Here is a 16,526-nt window from a genome sequence, read left to right on the forward strand (position 1 = left end):
TGCGATCGTTCCGGAGGAAGGCAATGCAGTCTCCCAAAGCGCCGGCAGTGGAGCCGGCTCGGCAGTTGACCCTGTTATTCGACAACACCAGGCTGGAAAGGCTCGGCTCGGCGGAGCGGGACGAGATCATTTTGGCGTTGGCTCAGATCCTGATGCAGGCAGCCGGCCTCAGCGTCGAGGAGCTTGACGATGACAAGCGCTGAAATCATTCCGGCGGTCATCCTCAAGAGGAAGGCTGTCGTCTACGTACGCCAGTCAACGCAATCCCAGGTGATGACCAATCTGGAGGGCAAACGGCGTCAATATGATCTGGTCGACGTCGCCCGCCAACACGGTTTCGTGGATGTTGAAATCATCGACGACGATCTCGGCCGGTCGGCGAGCGGAACGGTGGCGCGCCCCGGCTTCGACCGCTTGGTGGCGTGGCTGTGCGCCGGGAAGGTCGGCGCTGTTTTGTGCTTCGATGCGTCCAGGCTCGCGCGAAACGGCCGCGATTGGCATCACCTGCTTGAATTGTGTGGGCTCGTCGAAGCCCGCGTCATTGATGGCGAGGGGGTCTATAACCCGTGTCGCCCCAATGATCGCCTTCTTCTTGGCATGAAAGGCAGCATCAGCGAGTTCGAACTCGGCGTGCTACGCACCCGGATGTTGGACGCCGCCCGGTCCAAGGCCGGCCGGGGCGAGCTGCGCTTGTCGGTTCCCTTCGGCTACATCTGGCACCGGGAAGCCGGGCTCGGCCTTGATCCAGATCAGCGCCTCCAGGAGGTTATTCGCGTCATCTTCGTCCGCTTTCAAAAACTCGGGAGCGCGCGCCAGGTGCTGCTCTCGATGAAAGCCGATCAAATCCACTTCCCACGCCCCTCTGACGAGGGCCGCATGACGAGCTTCGACTGGACGCCGATCCGCTACCGTAACGTGATCGCCGTTCTCAAGAATCCCTTCTACGCAGGGGTTTACGTTTACGGGAAAAGTGAGAAACGCACCTCCATTGTCGACGGAAGGGCGCGGCGAAGCTACGGCCATGGCAAGCCGATCGGGACATGGGAGGTGATGATCAAGGATCATCACGAAGGCTATATCGACTGGGCGGAATATGAGCGCAACCAGAAGCAGCTCGCTCTCAACAATTATGGCAGTGCCGGAGGCGTGAAGTCCGGCCGGGGCGGCAAGGCGCTTCTGTCGGGCGTGATGACTTGCCGGCGGTGCGGACGACGACTGAGCGTCGCGTATACGGGCAATCCTCAGAGCCGGCCGGTGTATCGCTGCGACAAGCCAAACCTTATGATGGGGCTGCCACGGTGCATGACCTTTGGCGGCCCGCGGGTCGACGCGGCTGTCTCCCGAGAGTTGTTGCTGGCGGTGGAGCCAATGGCGATCGAAGCGGCGTTTGAGGCGGAGCGGATGCACCGGGAACAACAGGAAGACCAGCAACGCATCCTCGACATGGAAATGCAGCAGGCTCGTTATGAGGCGAGTCTGGCCGAGCGTCGTTACGCCGCCTGTGATCCTGACAATCGTATGATCGCTGCGCAGTTAGAAAAAAACTGGGAGACGGCGCTGCGGCGTGTCCGGGACCTGGAAATACGCCAGCCCGCGGAACGGACGTCAAACATCGAGGTCGACCCGAGCGCATTCTCGAACCTCGCAGACAACTTATCGGCAGCATGGCATGCGCCGAATGTTACGATGCGCGCCCGACAGAAACTGCTGCGGACACTGATCGCCGACATTATCGTCGACGTCGACGATGATGCGCGCGAGGTCGTGCTCACGATTCATTGGCGCGGCGGTCAGCATTCCGAACTGCGTGTCCGTAAACCACGGGCTGGTGAGCATGGATGCGCAACTACCGAGGACGCTTTGGCGGTGATGCGCAGCATGGCCGGTCGCTGGTCGGACGAGCATATCGCCGCGTCGCTCAATCGAATGGGCATGCCCACAGGCCAAGGCAAAACCTGGACAGCGCATCGCGTTGCTTCCGTTCGACGCGTGCGCGGAATCCATGCCTATCGATCTGCGGAAAAGGACGGCGAATGGCTCACCATGAGGGAGGCGGCAAAGCTGTTAGACGTCACACACCATACGATTCGGCGCCTGATCAAAACGGGTGTCCTTCCTGCGGTGCAGGTTGTCGCCGGAGCCCCGCATCAAATACGGGCCGACGACTTGGCGTCGGACCCGGTGAAAACCGCGGTGGCCCGTAAAGGCCGCCCGTGTCGCGCTGTTGACGCGGACACGCTTCCAATGTTTCCAGATACTTGAAGAAGGGGCGTACAATGACTCACGCATCGTCAGCGGCCGAATCTGATTTTCGACGAGGTTGGTGTCCATCTCGACGCGACCATCGTCGAGGAACAGGGTCAGCCCGCTCCAGTGATTCAAGAGATAGGCGACCGCCTTGCCCATGTCGCTGCGGCCGGACAGGCGCGCGGCCTGGGCGCGTAAAAACTCTTCGAGCTCGACGACGAGAGGCCGCGACCGTTCGGCGCGAACGCTCTGCCGGATGGACGCCTCTTTGCCCCTGATCTCCGCCTCGATCGCATAGAGCGCGGCGATGCGCGCCAGGATCGCTTCGGCGATGGGCGAGCCCGCTTTCGGCGTGGCGGCGATGATCTCGCGCCTTCCGTGGCTCCAGCACCAGGCGAGCCGCAACGGCGCGCCGCCTTTGCGTTCGGCGCGCGCCAGACGATGATAGCCGCCATAGCCGTCGACCTGGAGAACGCCGTCGAATCCTTCGAGCATCCGCTCGGCGTGCTCGCCGCTGCGACCCGGCGCGTAATGATAGACCACGATCGGCGGATCGGCGCCGCCGTGCCCGCGGTCGTCGCGCAGAACGGCCCAGAGATAGCCCGTCTTCGTCCGGCCGCGGCCGGGATCGAGAACCGGCGCCCGCGTCTCGTCCATGAATAGACGGCCGGACAGCTTCATCAGCGCGCTCATACGCTCGACGATCGGCGCGAGGTGGAAGGCCGTCGTTCCCATCCAATCGGCCAGAACGGCGCGGTCGAGCATGATCCCGTGGCGCGCGAAGACCTGCGATTGACGGTAGAGCGGCATGTGCTCGCTGAACTTGGCGACCGCCACTTGCGCCAGCAGCGCCTCGGTGGGGACGCCGCCCTCGATCAGATGCGCGGGAGCCGGCGCCTGAGCGACGCCCGCGCATCCGTTCGGACAGGCGTAGCGGGGCCGCACGGTCTCGATGACGCGATATTGCGCCGGCGTCACGTCGAGGCGGCTGGAGCGGTCCTCGCCGATCCGAACCATCAGGCCGCAGCCGCAGGGACAGGCGAGGCTCGCAGGCTCGATCACACGCTCGACGCGCGGCAGATGAGCAGGAAAGGCGCGCGCGGCGCGGCCGGCGCGCTCGCTCGTCGCCGGGCGTCCCGAGCGGCGCGCGCGATCGTCCTCGCGCTCCTGGACTTCGGCGATCGCGATCTCGATATCTTCCAGAACGAGCTGCAACTGATCGGGATCGAGTTTCTCCGAACGCTTGCCGAAGCGCGCGCGTTCATATTCCTTGACGAGCAATTGCAGACGTTCGACCGTCTCCTTCGACGCTGCGAGCTCGCTCTCTGTGTGAAGGCGCGCGGCGAGTTCGTTCTCGGCGCGGCGATGCTCGCGATCGGCGCGGATGCGTTCGGCTTCGAGCATGGCGCGCTGCGCTTCGAAAAATGCGCGCAGATCAGGAGAAAGCTCTGCGAGTCTGGCGGGATCGAAGCTCGGCGTCATATCGGTGAATCTATCGCAAGGGAGGCGCCGAATGAAGCTGAAGTTGCGATCAGCTCGCCGCAGTCGGCGTCGCCACGATCCGCTCGCCGATACGCTTCCAATGAAGCCCGTCGAATAGAGCTTCGAACTGCACCCGGCTCAATTGCAGGACGCCGTCGCTGACCTGCGGCCAAGAAAAGCCGTTATCGCCGAGACGCTTGTAGATCAGCACGAGTCCGGTTCCGTCCCACAGCAAAATCTTCAAGCGATCCTTTCGCTTCGAGCGGAACACGACGATGAGGCCGGAATGCGGATCGAGTCCGAGCTTGTTTTGCACAAGAGCGGCCAGCGCGTCATGCCCGCAACGAAAATCGACGGGACGCACCGCGAGCACGATCCGCAGCCCCTGTGACGGAATGATCATGCGCCACGCTCCAGCGCAGTCATGATCTCGGCGATGCGCGTCGACGCGGTGTCCTGCTCCAGCCGCAACACGACCTTGCCGACGACGATCTCGATCTTCGTATCACCTTCGCTGTGAGCCGCGGGTTGCTCGAGCTCGATCTCCACGAACTCCGCGGGACCGTCGGTCACGAGCGCGAGCCGCCCAGTGCGCGCCTGGCGGCGCCATTGCGTCAATTGCTGCGCGCATATCCGATATTTGCGGGCCACGTCGGCGACGCGCGCTCCAGGCGCGAGACTCTCTCGCACGATCCGGCCCTTCAGCTCCTTCGACCACAGCCGATTGCCCGAACGTGAACGACGAAAATCCACACGTCCGACAAATCCCGCGCCAAAAGCCGTTTCGATCGTCGCATTCTCGTTCATCTTCGGATCCTTCCAGAGACATGGCTGTCCCTCAGAAGAATCTCACATCCGAAAATCCGCCAGAACCCAAAGAATCAATGGGGCAACAACGGCGCTTACAGATTTCACACAGTGTGGTTCCAATTATTTTTTGCCATAGACAGTAACATCTGACCCCTTCCGATCGAAACTGCTATCTCGTCACGAGATAAAGGCCAGCGAGGGAGATCGATTGCGGATTGCAAGAGGGAACCTCCGTGGCGGCGATCGGATCGACAAGTATTTTCGACGTGGCAGTAACCCGCGAACTAGGTCCAGCGAACATCATAGTGTCGGCCTCTGATCGAGGCGGTCAATGAAGGAAGAGGATCCATGAGTCGTCGAATTTTTTCAGCGTCCGCGCTGTCCACTGCCGTGAGTCTGGCGCTCGTTCTGCAAGCTCTCCCGACGAACGCCCAGGAGAACAAAGCGCCGCAGCCCGGCAAGGACAATGCGGCGGGCGCGGCCGCTCAGCATCTGGAAAAGTGCTACGGCGTCAACGCCGTGGCCAAGAATGATTGCGCGGAGGGCGCGCATTCCTGCGCCGGCCAGGCTTCTCAGCCCCGTGACCCGAAGTCTTTTGTTCTTCTGCCCGCCGGAGATTGCAGCAAAATCCAGGGCGGAAAGACCACGGCCGGCTGAAAGCGAGGCGGCGGATGTTTTCCACCACCCCCACATTCGCCGCCCCACACGCCGTAATCTGCACGGCGCTTGGCGGCGCCGGCATCGGGCTACGTTTCCAACACCATGAGATCATTGCTCGCACGAGGCCTCCCATACCCTGGCTCGAAGTCCACACGGAGAACTACATGGGTGGCGGAAAGCCTCTCGCATATCTTGAAGCGATCCGTGTGGACTACCCGATTTCGCTCCACGGCGTCGGTCTATCGCTCGGGAGCGCGGAGGGGCTCCAAGAGCGACATCTGGCTCGCATCGAAAAGCTGGTCGACCGTATCCAGCCGGCGCTCGTCTCCGAGCATCTGTCATGGAGCGTCGTGAATGGCCGCTATCTCGCGGATTTGCTCCCGCTGCCGATGACGGACGAAGCGCTCGACCTCGTTTGCCGTCACGTGGGGCAGGTCCAGGACCGCCTGAAGCGACAGCTTCTGATCGAGAATCCATCTTCCTATCTCCGCTATCGACATTCGACGATAGCCGAGTGGGATTTCTTGACGGCGATCGTCGAGCGCACGGGCTGCGGTATTCTCTGCGATGTCAACAATATCTATGTCAGCGCGAGCAATCACGGATGGGATCCGCATCTCTATCTCAGGTCTCTGCCCGCCACGGCAATCGGGGAAATTCACCTCGCCGGTCATACCGTTCGCCACCTCGATGGGGGGCAGATTCTCAGGATCGACGACCATGGTTCGCAGATCTGCGACGAGGTTTGGTCACTCTACGATGAGGCGATATCGCGGTTCGGCGCTCTTCCGACTTTGATCGAGTGGGATACGAATGTGCCGCCGCTCGCCTCACTCCTCGGCGAAGCTGCGAAAGCCGCCGCCGTGCTCCATCGTCATGCGCTAGAGGCGAATTGTGCCGACGCTTCTTGATATCCAGCGCGGAATCTATCGCAGCTTGGCGATAGGAGACGATAGCCTCGCGGCGCCATATGTCATCGACGGTGGCCTGTCGGCCGAGGCGCGGCTGAATATATACCGCAACACATTCCTCGCCAGTCTGACGACGGCTCTGCACCTGACTTTCCCGGCGGTGCATAAGTTGGTCGGAGCGGAATTTTTCGAATATGCGGCGGGTATATTTATCGAGGCACAGCCGCCGACGAGCGCCTATCTCGACGAATACGGATCGGGATTTCCTGAATTCCTGTCGAATTTCGAGCCGGCCCGCTCGCTTCCCTATCTTCCACATGTCGCGAAATTGGAGTGGGCGGTCAGCGCTGCGCTCCACGCCGATGACGTCGAGCCGATGGACATCTCGCTGCTCGCTGCTCTGTCCATCGAGGAACGATCTCTCGTCCATCTGATCCCGCATCCGTCGATAACGCTCCTGCAGTCGGATTACCCCGTCGACGTGATCTGGCGCGCCGTTCTGTCGCAGGACGAAAACGAACTGGCTCAGGTCAGATTGGATTCCGGCGCTGTCTGGCTTCTCGTAGAGCGTCGCGCCAACACGATCGAAGTCGTTTCTTGCGACCAAGCGACATGGTGGTTCGCGAAGCAGCTCTTTTCCTCGCTGTCCGTCGAGGCCGCAATCGAATCCGCGTCGACGAACGACGTCGACATCCTTCTCGCCGGCCATCTCGCCGCCGGCCGTTTCGTCGGCTTGACGCTTTCCGGGCGCGGGCCAGGGATCAGAGAAAATGTGAGACCTTCCGATGAATGAAGTTCGTATTATTCGCTTCCAGACGCATTTTCTCCCTTTGGTGCGCCGAACGGAACGAGTCGTCGATTGGCTCGACCATATTCCCTATTCGATACTGGCGATTCCACTACGCTTTGCGGTGGGAGTGATCTTCTGGAATTCCGCCACGGCCCATCTGGCCAATTGGGATACGACGCTCGAGCTCTTCGAAACCGACTATGCGCTGCCGTTCATTCCTCCTCACATTGCCGCCGATCTTGTTATCACCATCGAGACAGTCGCGCCGATTCTCCTCGTTCTCGGCCTGGCTGTACGACCGACGGCTCTCATTTTGCTCGGGATGACGCTCGTCATCCAAATATTGATCTATCCGCAGGCGTGGCCGACGCACATCCAATGGGCCGCAATGTTGACGATCTTGCTTTGTCGTGGTGCAGGTGAATTCTCGTTGGACCGTTTGTTCAAACGGTCCACGCCTCGTATCTCTCAGCAATGACCGGCTTCTGACCGGTACGGTGGGCTTATGCGCGAAGGGCGCCGGCCGCGTCGTTGAGACCGGCGGATTGCCGACGTAATGGCAATCTGAGAGGCCTACTCTGGCGATTGTTGGGCTGGCACAAAAATTACGTTCGGCAATGCGGCGCTTTCAAACGGCTTTTCGTCCGAGAAGCACGCGCTCGTCAGGCCCGTTGATCCTGGAGAAACGACTATGAACGACTGGACGCTGGGCGTGATCGGTGGATCGGGCCTGTACGAATTCGACGGCTTGAAGGACCGTCGCTGGGTCAAGATCGACAGCCCGTGGGGTCAGCCCTCCGACGAGGTTCTGCTTGGGCGTCTCCATGGCGTGAATCTGGTTTTCCTTCCTCGGCATGGTCGCGGCCATCCGCTCGCCCCGAGCGCTATCAATGCTCGAGCCAACATCGACGTTCTCAAGCGCGCCGGATGCACCGATGTTCTGTCGGTTTCTGCCGTAGGTTCGCTCCGCGAAGACTTGGCTCCGGGGATGTTCGCGATCGTCGATCAATACATCGATCGAACTGTAAACCGTCCGACGTCGTTTTTTGGAGCGGGATTGGTGGCGCACGTATCGATGGCCGATCCCGTCTGTGCCCGGCTTTCGAATTTTGCTGCTCACGCGGCGCAAAGAGCCAATCTGAAACATGTCGAGCGGGTGACTTATCTCGCTATCGAAGGACCTCAGTTCTCTACCCGAGCGGAGAGCCGCCTATATCGAAGCTGGGGATGCGACGTGATCGAGATGACTGCCATGCCCGAGGCGAGGCTCGCTCGCGAAGCGGAACTCCCCTATGCCAATATCTGTATGGTCACAGACTATGATTGCTGGCGCACCGAGGCGGCTGAGGTGGATGTCGCTTCTATCCTCGCCGTTATGCACAATAATGCGGAAGGTGCGCGGCGCCTGATCTTCGCATTGACGGAGATGCTTCCCGAACTCCGGGAGCCGTCGCCCGTGGATACATGTCTGGATGCAGCCGTTGTCAGCGACCCAGCTATCTGGGATGCGTCGTTGCTCTCCAAACTCGATGCGATCGGCGCTAGACGATTCAAGAAATGAACTTGCTAACGTCGCAGCCCCGATCACGACAGCCTATCTTTCATTGCGACGCCCGACAAGGTCATCTCTGAGACGAAACGATGTTTCCGGGGACGCCGTTCCGGTCGAGCCAAAAGATGCGCGGTCTCGCGAACAGGAAGCCCAAGTCCGAACCCCGAACCAACCAGAACAGCGTGAGCGATCCGAGGACGCCGGCGATGGTGACAAAGACGGATATCAGCCCGACGTCCGTGATGAGCCCAGTCTGGACCAGCGCAATGCGACTTGCCGCCATCGGCAGAAAGAAACCAAGGTAGATAACAATCGAATTGCGGCCACAGTAGCGAAGCGGAGCGAAGACTTCATACATCGACATCAGCGCGGATACCCCAACGACCGCGCAGGCGCCGAAGAGCCCGAGCCCGAGCGAGACGAACGGCCGCTCCGACTGCCCGTTGGACACGAGAAAGCCATTCGCCAGCGCCCACAGGAGGAGCGTGGTCATTGCGGATAGTGGTCGTAGTTGGACGGTCTTCGCGAGCCCAAAGATGCGGGGGGCGAGCAGATAGCCCGTATAGAAATAAACGAAGCGGCTCGCAAACTCGTCCATGATCAGGACCCCGGTCTCCAGACACGAGATTTCGAGGGCCGCAGCGATCGACCAAAGAACCCAGGGAGGAGCGCGACGGAAGAGCTTCGTGAGGATGAAGAACACCGGCAGCAGATAGACGAACCACAGCGTGCCGAAGGGCTGGATAAAAATCAGGAGATATTCCTGAAATATCACGCGCGGGCTGAGTTCGGCGGCGAGCGACGGGATCTTGACGACGAATTGGATGGTCGCCCAGAGCACATAAAAATAGGCGAAATGCGCGACTTTGCGGTCGAGATAGGTCTTCCAATCACGGTCGATCACCCGCGCGAGAAACAATCCCGAAATCAAGAAGAAGTCCGGCATTCGGAAGGGTTTCGCGAAGGCGACCAGATAGTGCATGAAGCCTTCTCTCCCGACCGCTGCCTCGACGCCGAGAGTGGAGTGCATCATCACTACGAAAATAATGCAGAACCCCTTGGCATAATCTACCCAATCGACTCGTTCACTAGAGAGGCTCATGGAGTTGATCATTTCCCCGGCTCCGAGCGCTCGCCCCGCCTGCGTTCCAGTCCGAGATGGCGCAGCGCTGCGTCCCCATTGCCAACAAGGTGTCGACCTTGGCACATTGCTCGTGCAACCGCGATTTCGGACTGACGCGGCTCCGTGATAGAAATCTGTACCGAGATCGATCGTTCTCTCATCCGTCAGTCACCAAAACCGTCGATTGCGTTGTGGATGCGACTTAAAACAATTAAACGATACGGAGCCTTTCGTCTCGTTCCGCGTAGCGTTACCCTCTCAGCCCACCGACATAGGCGGCAGTCAACGCGTCGCGCGGCGCTTCGAAAATGCGATGGCAGAGGTCGAATTCAATCAACGCTCCGGCCCTGTCCTTCACCCAGAAGAATCCCGCGTAATTTGCGATGCGGCGCGCCTGCGCCAGATTGTGAGTGACGATCACCACGGTGTAGCGGCCTCTCAGGCTTCCAATCAGCTCCTCCACGACAGAAGAGGAAAGCGGATCGAGCGCGCTGCAGGGCTCGTCCATCAACAGAACCTCGGGCCGCAATGCCAAGGCTCGTGCGATACACAATCGCTGTTGCTGTCCGCCCGAAAGCGTGAGAGCGGGGCGGTCCAGGCGATCTTTGACTTCGTTCCACAGGCCGACGTCCGCCAGCGCTTCCCACAAGCGTTCGTCCAATTCAGAGCGGTTTATGACGCCGTGCTCCTTCAGCGGTAGCTCCAGATTGCGTCGGATCGACAGCGGGAAGGGATTCGGCTTTTGAAAGATCATGCCGACGCGGCGACGCAGGACCTGGACGTCCATGTGCGGAGCGCAAATATCCTCACCATCTAGCGTCACTCGTCCCGCAATCTTGCATCCGGGGAGGAGATCGCTCAGTCGGTTGAGGCACGACAACAAGCTGGTCTTTCCGCAACCCGAGGGTCCAATGAGCGCTGTGACACAGCCTCGGTATATCTCGAGGCTCACATTCTCGAAGGCGGGGGCTCCGGAATAAGTGAGAGTGAGGTTTTCGATCCCGATGTGCCGTTGCGGCTGGCAACACGGGCGCCCCGCAATCAATGGCCCCATCGTATAGGCGTCACACTCAGGCTCTACCGCTTGGCCTCCGCCGGCGCGGTCCGCGCCATCGTTGATTCTCGAAGTCATGAGCGAGCGATCCTTCGGCTGAACAATAAATCCGACAGCCATAAGGCCGCGCTGTTGGAGGCGATCAGCAGCGCGATCAGCGCCAGCGCCGAAGCATAGGCGTTTCGGTCACCTCCGCTGACATTCATCGTCAGATCGTAAATGTGGACAGAGAGGGCGCGTCCCGAGTCGAACAGGGAAGAGGGCATGCGATCGACATAGCCGCTCGTGAACATCAGCGCCGCGGTCTCCGCCATTGCCCGTCCGATCCCGAGCATCAGTCCGGCCGCGAGCGAGGGAGCCGCCGCCGGAATGACAATGCGCCATAGCATCGTCGCGCGTGAGACCCCGAGCGCGGCAGCCCCCAGTCGCCATTCGTCGGGCGTCGCTCGCAGCCCGGATTCGATCGTGCGGATCAAAACAGGAAGCGCCATGCACGCCAATGTCATGCCGCCCGAGAGAATCGAGAACCCGAGCCCCAGAAAGACACAGAAGAAGGCGCCGCCGAATAGTCCGAATATGATCGACGGGGTTCCGGCGAGAACATCGAGGCTGAGACCTGTCCAACGCGCCAGCCGGCCCCCTGCGCGCGCGAAATCCGAAAGAAACAGAGCGGTCGCCAATCCGAGCGGCCCGGCGAGGACCATCGCCACGACGATAATCAGGAAAGTCGAGACGAGGATCGGCGCGATGCCCCCATCGCGCCCTGCATTTCGGGGCGCGGTCGTGAGAAAGGACCAATCGATGCGCCCGTAGCCCTGCCGAAGTAGATCGAACAGCAGCCAGACAAAGGCCATGGCCAGAATCGAGGCCGCGATCCAAATCACAGTTCGAATGAGGGCGTCTCTCGAGCAAAGAGCTGCTTTCGCGTATTCAACTGCGTCACGCATGGCCGCGCGCTCCCACCAGGCTACGAGCGGTAGCGGCGAAAGCTAGCGCCAACGCCGCGAGCATCAAACCGGAGACGAACAACGAGGCTCGATGATTTCCTGTGGCGTAGGCCATTTCGAGCGCGACGTTGGCGGTCAGCGTCCTCACCGAATCGAACAGGCTGGATGGCGTCTGCACGACATTGCCGCTGACCATTACGACGGCCATGGTTTCGCCGAGCGCGCGGGCGGCGGCGAGTAGAACGCCGCTCGCGACGCTGGCGCGGGTCGCCGGAAGAACGACATGCGCAATGACGCCTTCTCGCGACAGTCCGAGTGCCAGCGCGCCCCGCCAATAGGCGTCGGGAAGGGCGGCGAGCGCCGCTTCGGTGGTCAGGGCGACGGTTGGCGCAATCATCAATGTGAGGATCAGGATCGCGGCCAGTAGGCTGGCGCCGGGCGGTTCGACCAGTGCGATCAGCGGGACGACGACGGTTAATCCCCACAAGCCCATAACCACCGACGGCATGCCCGACAGCAGAATGACCGCCCAGCGATAGAGCCGTGCGATCGCCGGCGGCGCGTAGTAGCGCCAAAACAGCGCGCAGCCTATTCCCAAAGGAGCAGCGAGCAGCGTAGCTCCGATGGAAGCGGCGAGCGAGGCCGCCAGCATCGGCGTAAGGCCGAACAGGCCTTCGGTCGGATGCCATGCCGGGTCGAGGAAAAAACGAGCGGGACCGACGCCTGTGAGCGCAGGCCAGGATTCTTTCAGCACGAATGCGACGACCAGGACGAACAGCGCCGACGAAATGAGGGCCGAGAGCGCCGACACGCCCGCCAGTTGCGCGTCACGGGCCGAGGGGGACAAAGAATTGCGCCTCGATGAGATCATGAACCGACTTCGAACGTGCAAAATCGATGAAGCGCTCGGCCAGTCCCTCCGGCTTGGTCTTGGTCACGAGGTTGAGCGGTCTTGCGAGTGGGAAAGCGCCGTTGCGAATGTTCTGGATCGAGGCCGCGACACCGCCTACCGGCAGGAGCTTGATTGGCGCGCCTAGCCCTGCTTCATATTCAGAGCCGGCCTCGGAAATTCGGACAGTAGCTTGAGTGGATTTTCTGCCTGACAGCGGCGAGGATTCTCGCTGCGAATCAGGAGCATTCGATGACGAAGAAGAGCCGCCGGACGCATTCCCCGGCGTTTAAAGCGAAGGTGGCTTTGGCCGCGATCAAGGGCGAGAAGACGCTCAGCGAACTCGCACAGCAGTTCGACGTTCATCCGAACCAGATCACGACCTGGAAGGGCCAGCTTCTCGAAGGCGCGGCGGGCGTTTTCGGTCAGGAAAAACCGGAAGCGAAGGAAGCGGCGGTCGATTTGAAGGCGCTTCACGCCAAGATCGGCGAACTGACGCTGACCAATGATTTTTTGTCCGGCGCGCTCACCAAAGCGGGATTGCTGAGCGTAAAACGATGATCGACCGCAGCCATGAACTTCCCATCGCCCGTCAGGCGCGCGCGCTCGGCGTCGCCCGCAGCTCGGTCTATTACAAGACGCGGCCGGTCTCGGCCGAGGACTTGAATCTCATGCGCCGCATTGACGAGCTGCATCTCGATCATCCCTTCGCGGGGGCGCGGATGCTGCGTGATCTTTTGCGGCGCGAAGGTGTCGCCGTCGGTCGTCGACATGTGGCGACGTTGATGAAGCGCATGGGCATCGCCGCGATCTATCGGCGTCCGAACACGAGCAAGCCGGCGCCGGGGCATAAGATCTACCCTTATCTCCTGCGCGGCGTGAAGATCGAGCGGCCCAATCATGTCTGGGCGACGGACATCTCCTATATCCCGATGCGGCGCGGCTTCGTCTATCTCGCGGCGGTTGTCGACGTGGCGAGCCGGCGCGTGCTGGCGCATCGCGTGTCGATCACGATGGAGGCGGAGTTTTGCGTCGAGGCGTTGAAAGAGGCGCCGGCAAAGCATGGCAGACCGGAAATTTTCAACACGGACCAGGGCAGCCAGTTCACCGGCCATGACTTCACGAGTGTGCTGCTCGATGCGAAGATCGCCATCAGCATGGACGGCAAGGGCGCCTGGCGCGACAATGTGTTCGTCGAGAGGCTGTGGCGCAGCGTCAAATATGAAGAGATCTATCTGCACGCCTACGACAGCGTGTCCGAGGCGCGCGCGTCGATCGCCAAATATCTGGCCTTTTACAATGAGCGGCGCCCGCATTCGAGCCTTGACGCCCGCACGCCAGACGAGGCTTATTTCGGTTGTGGAGAGGCCGTGATGGCTGCATGATCGTCGCCGCGAATTTGTCGCGCCTCTGGTCGGGCTACGCCCTCCCGACGCCGCGACAAATTCGCGAAAGCCCCGCGTTCAGCAAACCTCGGCAGAGATCCACTCAAAATCCGCGGGGAGCTGTCCAGAGAAGCGGGGCCAGCTCTTTCCGCCGAGCCGATCGACACATAACCGATAGCTTTGGGATTGCCGGCGACCGTCTTGATCCCTTGCTGATTGTCGCCGATGACGACTTGGGCCTTGATGTCGCTGTTCTTCAGTTTGAAATATTGCAGGAACAATTCGAGCGTCGAACGGCCTTCGGCCTTGTTCACGACGGTGATCCGGCCCGGTTTGCCGCCGACTGCGCTCCAATCCGCGATCTTTCCGACGTAGATGCCGGCGATCTGCTCGTCGGTCAGCGATCGCACGGAATTGCTCTTATGGACGATGACGCCGATCCCGTCGCGGGCGATCGTGAAGAATTGGAGATCGGATTCATCTGGATTGGTGGCGCGCGAGGCCATGCCGATATCGGCGAGGCCGGAGCGCGCGTCTGCCACGCCTCGCGACGATCCGCCAGACTGCACATCAACCCGGACGCCGGGATTGTTTTCCTCGAAGCGCCTGCCGATCTCGGCCGCGAGAGGCGCCACAGTGCTAGAGCCGGAGAGCGTGATCTTACTTTCGGCCGCGCGAACGTGCGGATCCGGCAAAACAGATAGAATTCCAGCGACGACGCCTGCCGCCGCCATGACCTTTCGCGAAGACACGATCGGACGTCGCTTCGCGGAAAACGCCTCTCGGGCGGCGTTCGAGGAGAACCGTTTGGTCAACAACATGCGGTTGCTCCCCGATTCTCTGCGGAGCCTATGAAGGGAATGTTTGTGCCGCAGCCAGGAAAAACACCGAAGTGCGTCGAGAAATTGCCCAGGAAATCGAAATAGGGAGCGAACCGGCTCTCCTTCAGAATACGCCAGCTGTTGCCGCAGACGGGGAACAGGCGACCCCTCTCGATGAAGTGATGGCTATCGAGCGAGAATCGGTGCGGCGTCTCTGGAATGCCGCCCCTGTAGATCACCGCCTGGCCGTAATCCTCGCACAGGGGTTCCAGACCTTCGACCTTGAACAGGCGATAGGTCGCCGAATAGAAGCGCGCCGCGCCGATCTTTTCCTCGATTTCGGGATCGGAGATTTCTAGCGGCCTGCTGCTGACGAGGCGCGGATCGCCGAAGCCGGCGGCTTTGGCGAGCGCCAGAAAATCCCCCCAGTAGAGAGCTCCTCCGAGACATTCTCCATAAACGACCGGATCGTTGCGGAACCCTTCATTCACGCGGCGGTCGGCGTATACGTCCGCAAAGTAGAACTCTCCGCCCGGCTTCAAGAGGTCGAACACTCCTTTCAAAACGGCAGGCTTGTCGACCGAAAGATTGATGACGCAGTTCGAGACGATGACGTCGAAGCTGCCCGGCTCCAGACCGAGCTCGTCGAGCCGCTCGATATAGCCGTGAAGGAATTGGACATTGCGGCGATCATAGCCGAATCTTTCAGTATGCCATCCGATATGCATCGCGGCGGTTTTAAGCTGCTCGGGCGTCATGTCGACGCCGATGACCTCACCCGACGGCCCGACGAGCTGGGATAGCGCATAGACGTCACGACCCGTTCCGCAGCCGAGGTCGAGAATCCGCGTGCCTTCGAGTCGCTCAGGAACGACGAGCCCACAACCGTAATACTTCGCCAGAACGTCGTCGTGAATGTTCGCCAGCAGCGCCTTCACCCGCTCCGGCATACTGTCCGGCGTGCAGCATGCCATGGTCTTCAGATCATCGGAGCTGCGCAAAGTATTTCCGTAGTAGTCCTTGACGACTTCGATATTCATAGATTCGCCTTTTCGGATCGAGCGGGCCGCAAAAGGCGAGCCCCGCCTTCGGCTTTTTTTTGATCATCGGCATTGCCGATCTGAGGCTACCTCATCGCCCACAGCAGACTTCGAACGGGACGCGCCTACTGGATCGGCTGCTCCCTTGTTTGGAGCGCGCGCAGATCGGGCGCCTGCCAACGCAAGAGGCGACGCCCAAACAACGCGCCTATTCCCGTTAACGTTAGGACTGTGCCAAATTGCCAAATCAGCACCGTGATGCTGGCGTCTTGCGGATGAATCAGTTGCAGGGTGGCCGCCGCAAGCGCTGTGGCCGCGAGAGTCGCAAGACCGGTCGTAGCGATCGGAGCGATCGGCGCGCCACGGCGGATCATGACAAATATCAGGATCGCCGGTGCGACGCTGATCGCCAAGATAGCGGGAAAGCACGAGAAATCGAAGCGCACAGACAGACCTTCGGAGCCGGATCTGAGCCACTCTCGCCAACATCCGTCGCCGAGGCTCGCGAGCCAGACGAAAAGGAACGGACCGGGCGTGAACCGCTCCCAAAGCAGACGGCCAGGGCATCCGGCGCAGAAGGCCGCGGCGGCGGCCATCACCGTGGTCGACAAGGCCCCCAGCAGCTCGATGACAAAGCGAAGCTCGGTGAGGCGTACGAAGATATCTGAGCGTGGACCCATAGTGTAGATCACCATCGCTGCATATGCGAGCGACAATCCGAACCAGACCATCGCCCGCCATGCCGGGTGGGCAAGTCGTCGAACGGGCGGAGCATTCTCCGCTAGACGTCGGATGAGTTCCTCGGTTTGCATGGG

General features: G+C 60.8%; 17 protein-coding genes and 1 pseudogene. 8 read left to right on the forward strand and 10 right to left on the reverse strand.

Annotated elements, in window-relative coordinates; all coding sequences use genetic code 11:
• Window positions 1–23 precede the first annotated feature (23 nt).
• Window positions 24–203: a hypothetical protein gene (locus tag IY145_RS01115; protein ID WP_024881891.1), complete on the forward strand. Its 180-nt coding sequence runs from the start codon at window positions 24–26 to the stop codon at window positions 201–203.
• Entirely contained in the window at window positions 190–2,262 is a 2,073-nt protein-coding gene (locus tag IY145_RS01120) for a recombinase family protein (RefSeq protein WP_024881892.1), read from the forward strand. The genes IY145_RS01115 and IY145_RS01120 overlap by 14 nt, the downstream gene beginning before the upstream one ends.
• A gap of 30 nt (window positions 2,263–2,292) precedes the next feature.
• Here the strand turns inward: IY145_RS01120 and tnpC are convergent.
• The 3 genes and pseudogenes from tnpC to tnpA form a co-directional block, all read right to left on the reverse strand.
• A pseudogene (tnpC, locus tag IY145_RS01125) lies at window positions 2,293–3,729 on the reverse strand (IS66 family transposase); the annotation flags it as partial.
• 49 nt (window positions 3,730–3,778) lie between these two features.
• Window positions 3,779–4,132 (reverse strand): IS66 family insertion sequence element accessory protein TnpB, encoded by a 354-nt coding sequence (gene tnpB, locus IY145_RS01130; protein WP_142863738.1) that lies wholly within the window; start codon window positions 4,130–4,132, stop codon window positions 3,779–3,781.
• A complete protein-coding gene (tnpA, locus tag IY145_RS01135) occupies window positions 4,129–4,536 on the reverse strand; it encodes an IS66-like element accessory protein TnpA (protein WP_210332580.1) in 408 nt (135 codons plus the stop codon). The genes tnpB and tnpA overlap by 4 nt, the downstream gene beginning before the upstream one ends.
• A 351-nt stretch (window positions 4,537–4,887) precedes the next feature.
• Here tnpA and IY145_RS01140 point away from each other — a divergent pair, with 351 nt between their 5' ends.
• The 5 genes from IY145_RS01140 (at window position 4,888) to mtnP (ending at window position 8,461) form a co-directional block, all read left to right on the forward strand.
• Complete coding sequence (locus IY145_RS01140) at window positions 4,888–5,196, forward strand: DUF2282 domain-containing protein (protein ID WP_196406555.1); 309 nt, start codon at window positions 4,888–4,890, stop codon at window positions 5,194–5,196.
• A 14-nt stretch (window positions 5,197–5,210) separates the two neighbouring features.
• Window positions 5,211–6,110, forward strand: coding sequence for a DUF692 domain-containing protein (locus IY145_RS01145; protein WP_196406556.1), 900 nt, complete (start codon window positions 5,211–5,213; stop codon window positions 6,108–6,110).
• Window positions 6,094–6,903: a DNA-binding domain-containing protein gene (locus IY145_RS01150; protein WP_196406557.1), complete on the forward strand. Its 810-nt coding sequence runs from the start codon at window positions 6,094–6,096 to the stop codon at window positions 6,901–6,903. Before IY145_RS01145 ends, IY145_RS01150 begins: the two co-directional genes overlap by 17 nt.
• Window positions 6,896–7,378, forward strand: coding sequence for a DoxX family protein (locus IY145_RS01155; protein WP_196406558.1), 483 nt, complete (start codon window positions 6,896–6,898; stop codon window positions 7,376–7,378). Before IY145_RS01150 ends, IY145_RS01155 begins: the two co-directional genes overlap by 8 nt.
• A 213-nt stretch (window positions 7,379–7,591) precedes the next feature.
• Window positions 7,592–8,461: an S-methyl-5'-thioadenosine phosphorylase gene (gene mtnP / locus IY145_RS01160; RefSeq protein ID WP_196406559.1), complete on the forward strand. Its 870-nt coding sequence runs from the start codon at window positions 7,592–7,594 to the stop codon at window positions 8,459–8,461.
• 61 nt (window positions 8,462–8,522) lie between these two features.
• Here the strand turns inward: mtnP and IY145_RS01165 are convergent, their stop codons facing one another.
• The 4 genes from IY145_RS01165 to pstC form a co-directional block, all read right to left on the reverse strand.
• The gene (locus tag IY145_RS01165) at window positions 8,523–9,566 is read right to left on the reverse strand and encodes an acyltransferase family protein (protein ID WP_196406560.1); all 1,044 of its coding nucleotides are present in this window, start codon (window positions 9,564–9,566) and stop codon (window positions 8,523–8,525) included.
• A 259-nt stretch (window positions 9,567–9,825) separates the two neighbouring features.
• A complete protein-coding gene (locus IY145_RS01170; RefSeq protein ID WP_196406561.1) occupies window positions 9,826–10,707 on the reverse strand; it encodes a phosphate ABC transporter ATP-binding protein in 882 nt (293 codons plus the stop codon).
• Complete coding sequence (gene pstA, locus IY145_RS01175; protein WP_196406562.1) at window positions 10,704–11,576, reverse strand: phosphate ABC transporter permease PstA; 873 nt, start codon at window positions 11,574–11,576, stop codon at window positions 10,704–10,706. Before pstA ends, IY145_RS01170 begins: the two co-directional genes overlap by 4 nt.
• Complete coding sequence (gene pstC / locus IY145_RS01180; protein ID WP_196406563.1) at window positions 11,569–12,447, reverse strand: phosphate ABC transporter permease subunit PstC; 879 nt, start codon at window positions 12,445–12,447, stop codon at window positions 11,569–11,571. Before pstC ends, pstA begins: the two co-directional genes overlap by 8 nt.
• 270 nt (window positions 12,448–12,717) lie before the next feature.
• On the opposite strand from pstC, the gene IY145_RS01185 reads away from it, so the two are divergent.
• Window positions 12,718–13,850, forward strand: a protein-coding gene (locus tag IY145_RS01185; protein WP_196406564.1) for an IS3 family transposase whose coding sequence is annotated in 2 segments (ribosomal slippage) — window positions 12,718–12,973 and window positions 12,973–13,850 — 1,134 coding nt in all. Because the reading frame shifts where the segments join, the coding sequence is not laid out codon by codon here.
• Here the strand turns inward: IY145_RS01185 and IY145_RS01190 are convergent.
• The 3 genes from IY145_RS01190 to IY145_RS01200 form a co-directional block, all read right to left on the reverse strand.
• Window positions 13,814–14,671 (reverse strand): phosphate ABC transporter substrate-binding protein, encoded by an 858-nt coding sequence (locus IY145_RS01190; protein WP_312030529.1) that lies wholly within the window; start codon window positions 14,669–14,671, stop codon window positions 13,814–13,816. The two genes, IY145_RS01185 and IY145_RS01190, sit on opposite strands and share 37 nt — an antisense overlap.
• The gene (locus IY145_RS01195) at window positions 14,662–15,711 is read right to left on the reverse strand and encodes a methyltransferase domain-containing protein (protein ID WP_196406566.1); all 1,050 of its coding nucleotides are present in this window, start codon (window positions 15,709–15,711) and stop codon (window positions 14,662–14,664) included. Before IY145_RS01195 ends, IY145_RS01190 begins: the two co-directional genes overlap by 10 nt.
• A gap of 125 nt (window positions 15,712–15,836) precedes the next feature.
• A complete protein-coding gene (locus tag IY145_RS01200; RefSeq protein ID WP_196406567.1) occupies window positions 15,837–16,523 on the reverse strand; it encodes an NrsF family protein in 687 nt (228 codons plus the stop codon).
• Between the last annotated feature and the right edge of the window lie 3 nt (window positions 16,524–16,526).

The sequence above is a fragment of the Methylosinus sp. H3A genome (genome assembly GCF_015709455.1).
GTDB lineage: Bacteria > Pseudomonadota > Alphaproteobacteria > Rhizobiales > Beijerinckiaceae > Methylosinus.

Coding starts and splice junctions, on each gene's coding strand:
- IY145_RS01115 (WP_024881891.1), top strand. CDS start 24: ATGCAGTCTCCCAAAGCGCCGGCAGTGGAGCCGGCTCGGCAGTTGACC.
- IY145_RS01155 (WP_196406558.1), top strand. CDS start 6,896: ATGAATGAAGTTCGTATTATTCGCTTCCAGACGCATTTTCTCCCTTTG.
- mtnP (WP_196406559.1), top strand. CDS start 7,592: ATGAACGACTGGACGCTGGGCGTGATCGGTGGATCGGGCCTGTACGAA.
- IY145_RS01120 (WP_024881892.1), top strand. CDS start 190: ATGACAAGCGCTGAAATCATTCCGGCGGTCATCCTCAAGAGGAAGGCT.
- pstC (WP_196406563.1), bottom strand. CDS start 12,447: ATGATCTCATCGAGGCGCAATTCTTTGTCCCCCTCGGCCCGTGACGCG.
- IY145_RS01145 (WP_196406556.1), top strand. CDS start 5,211: ATGTTTTCCACCACCCCCACATTCGCCGCCCCACACGCCGTAATCTGC.
- IY145_RS01165 (WP_196406560.1), bottom strand. CDS start 9,566: ATGATCAACTCCATGAGCCTCTCTAGTGAACGAGTCGATTGGGTAGAT.
- IY145_RS01200 (WP_196406567.1), bottom strand. CDS start 16,523: ATGCAAACCGAGGAACTCATCCGACGTCTAGCGGAGAATGCTCCGCCC.
- IY145_RS01140 (WP_196406555.1), top strand. CDS start 4,888: ATGAGTCGTCGAATTTTTTCAGCGTCCGCGCTGTCCACTGCCGTGAGT.
- pstA (WP_196406562.1), bottom strand. CDS start 11,576: ATGCGTGACGCAGTTGAATACGCGAAAGCAGCTCTTTGCTCGAGAGAC.
- IY145_RS01195 (WP_196406566.1), bottom strand. CDS start 15,711: ATGAATATCGAAGTCGTCAAGGACTACTACGGAAATACTTTGCGCAGC.
- IY145_RS01170 (WP_196406561.1), bottom strand. CDS start 10,707: ATGACTTCGAGAATCAACGATGGCGCGGACCGCGCCGGCGGAGGCCAA.
- tnpB (WP_142863738.1), bottom strand. CDS start 4,132: ATGATCATTCCGTCACAGGGGCTGCGGATCGTGCTCGCGGTGCGTCCC.
- IY145_RS01190 (WP_312030529.1), bottom strand. CDS start 14,671: ATGTTGTTGACCAAACGGTTCTCCTCGAACGCCGCCCGAGAGGCGTTT.
- tnpA (WP_210332580.1), bottom strand. CDS start 4,536: ATGAACGAGAATGCGACGATCGAAACGGCTTTTGGCGCGGGATTTGTC.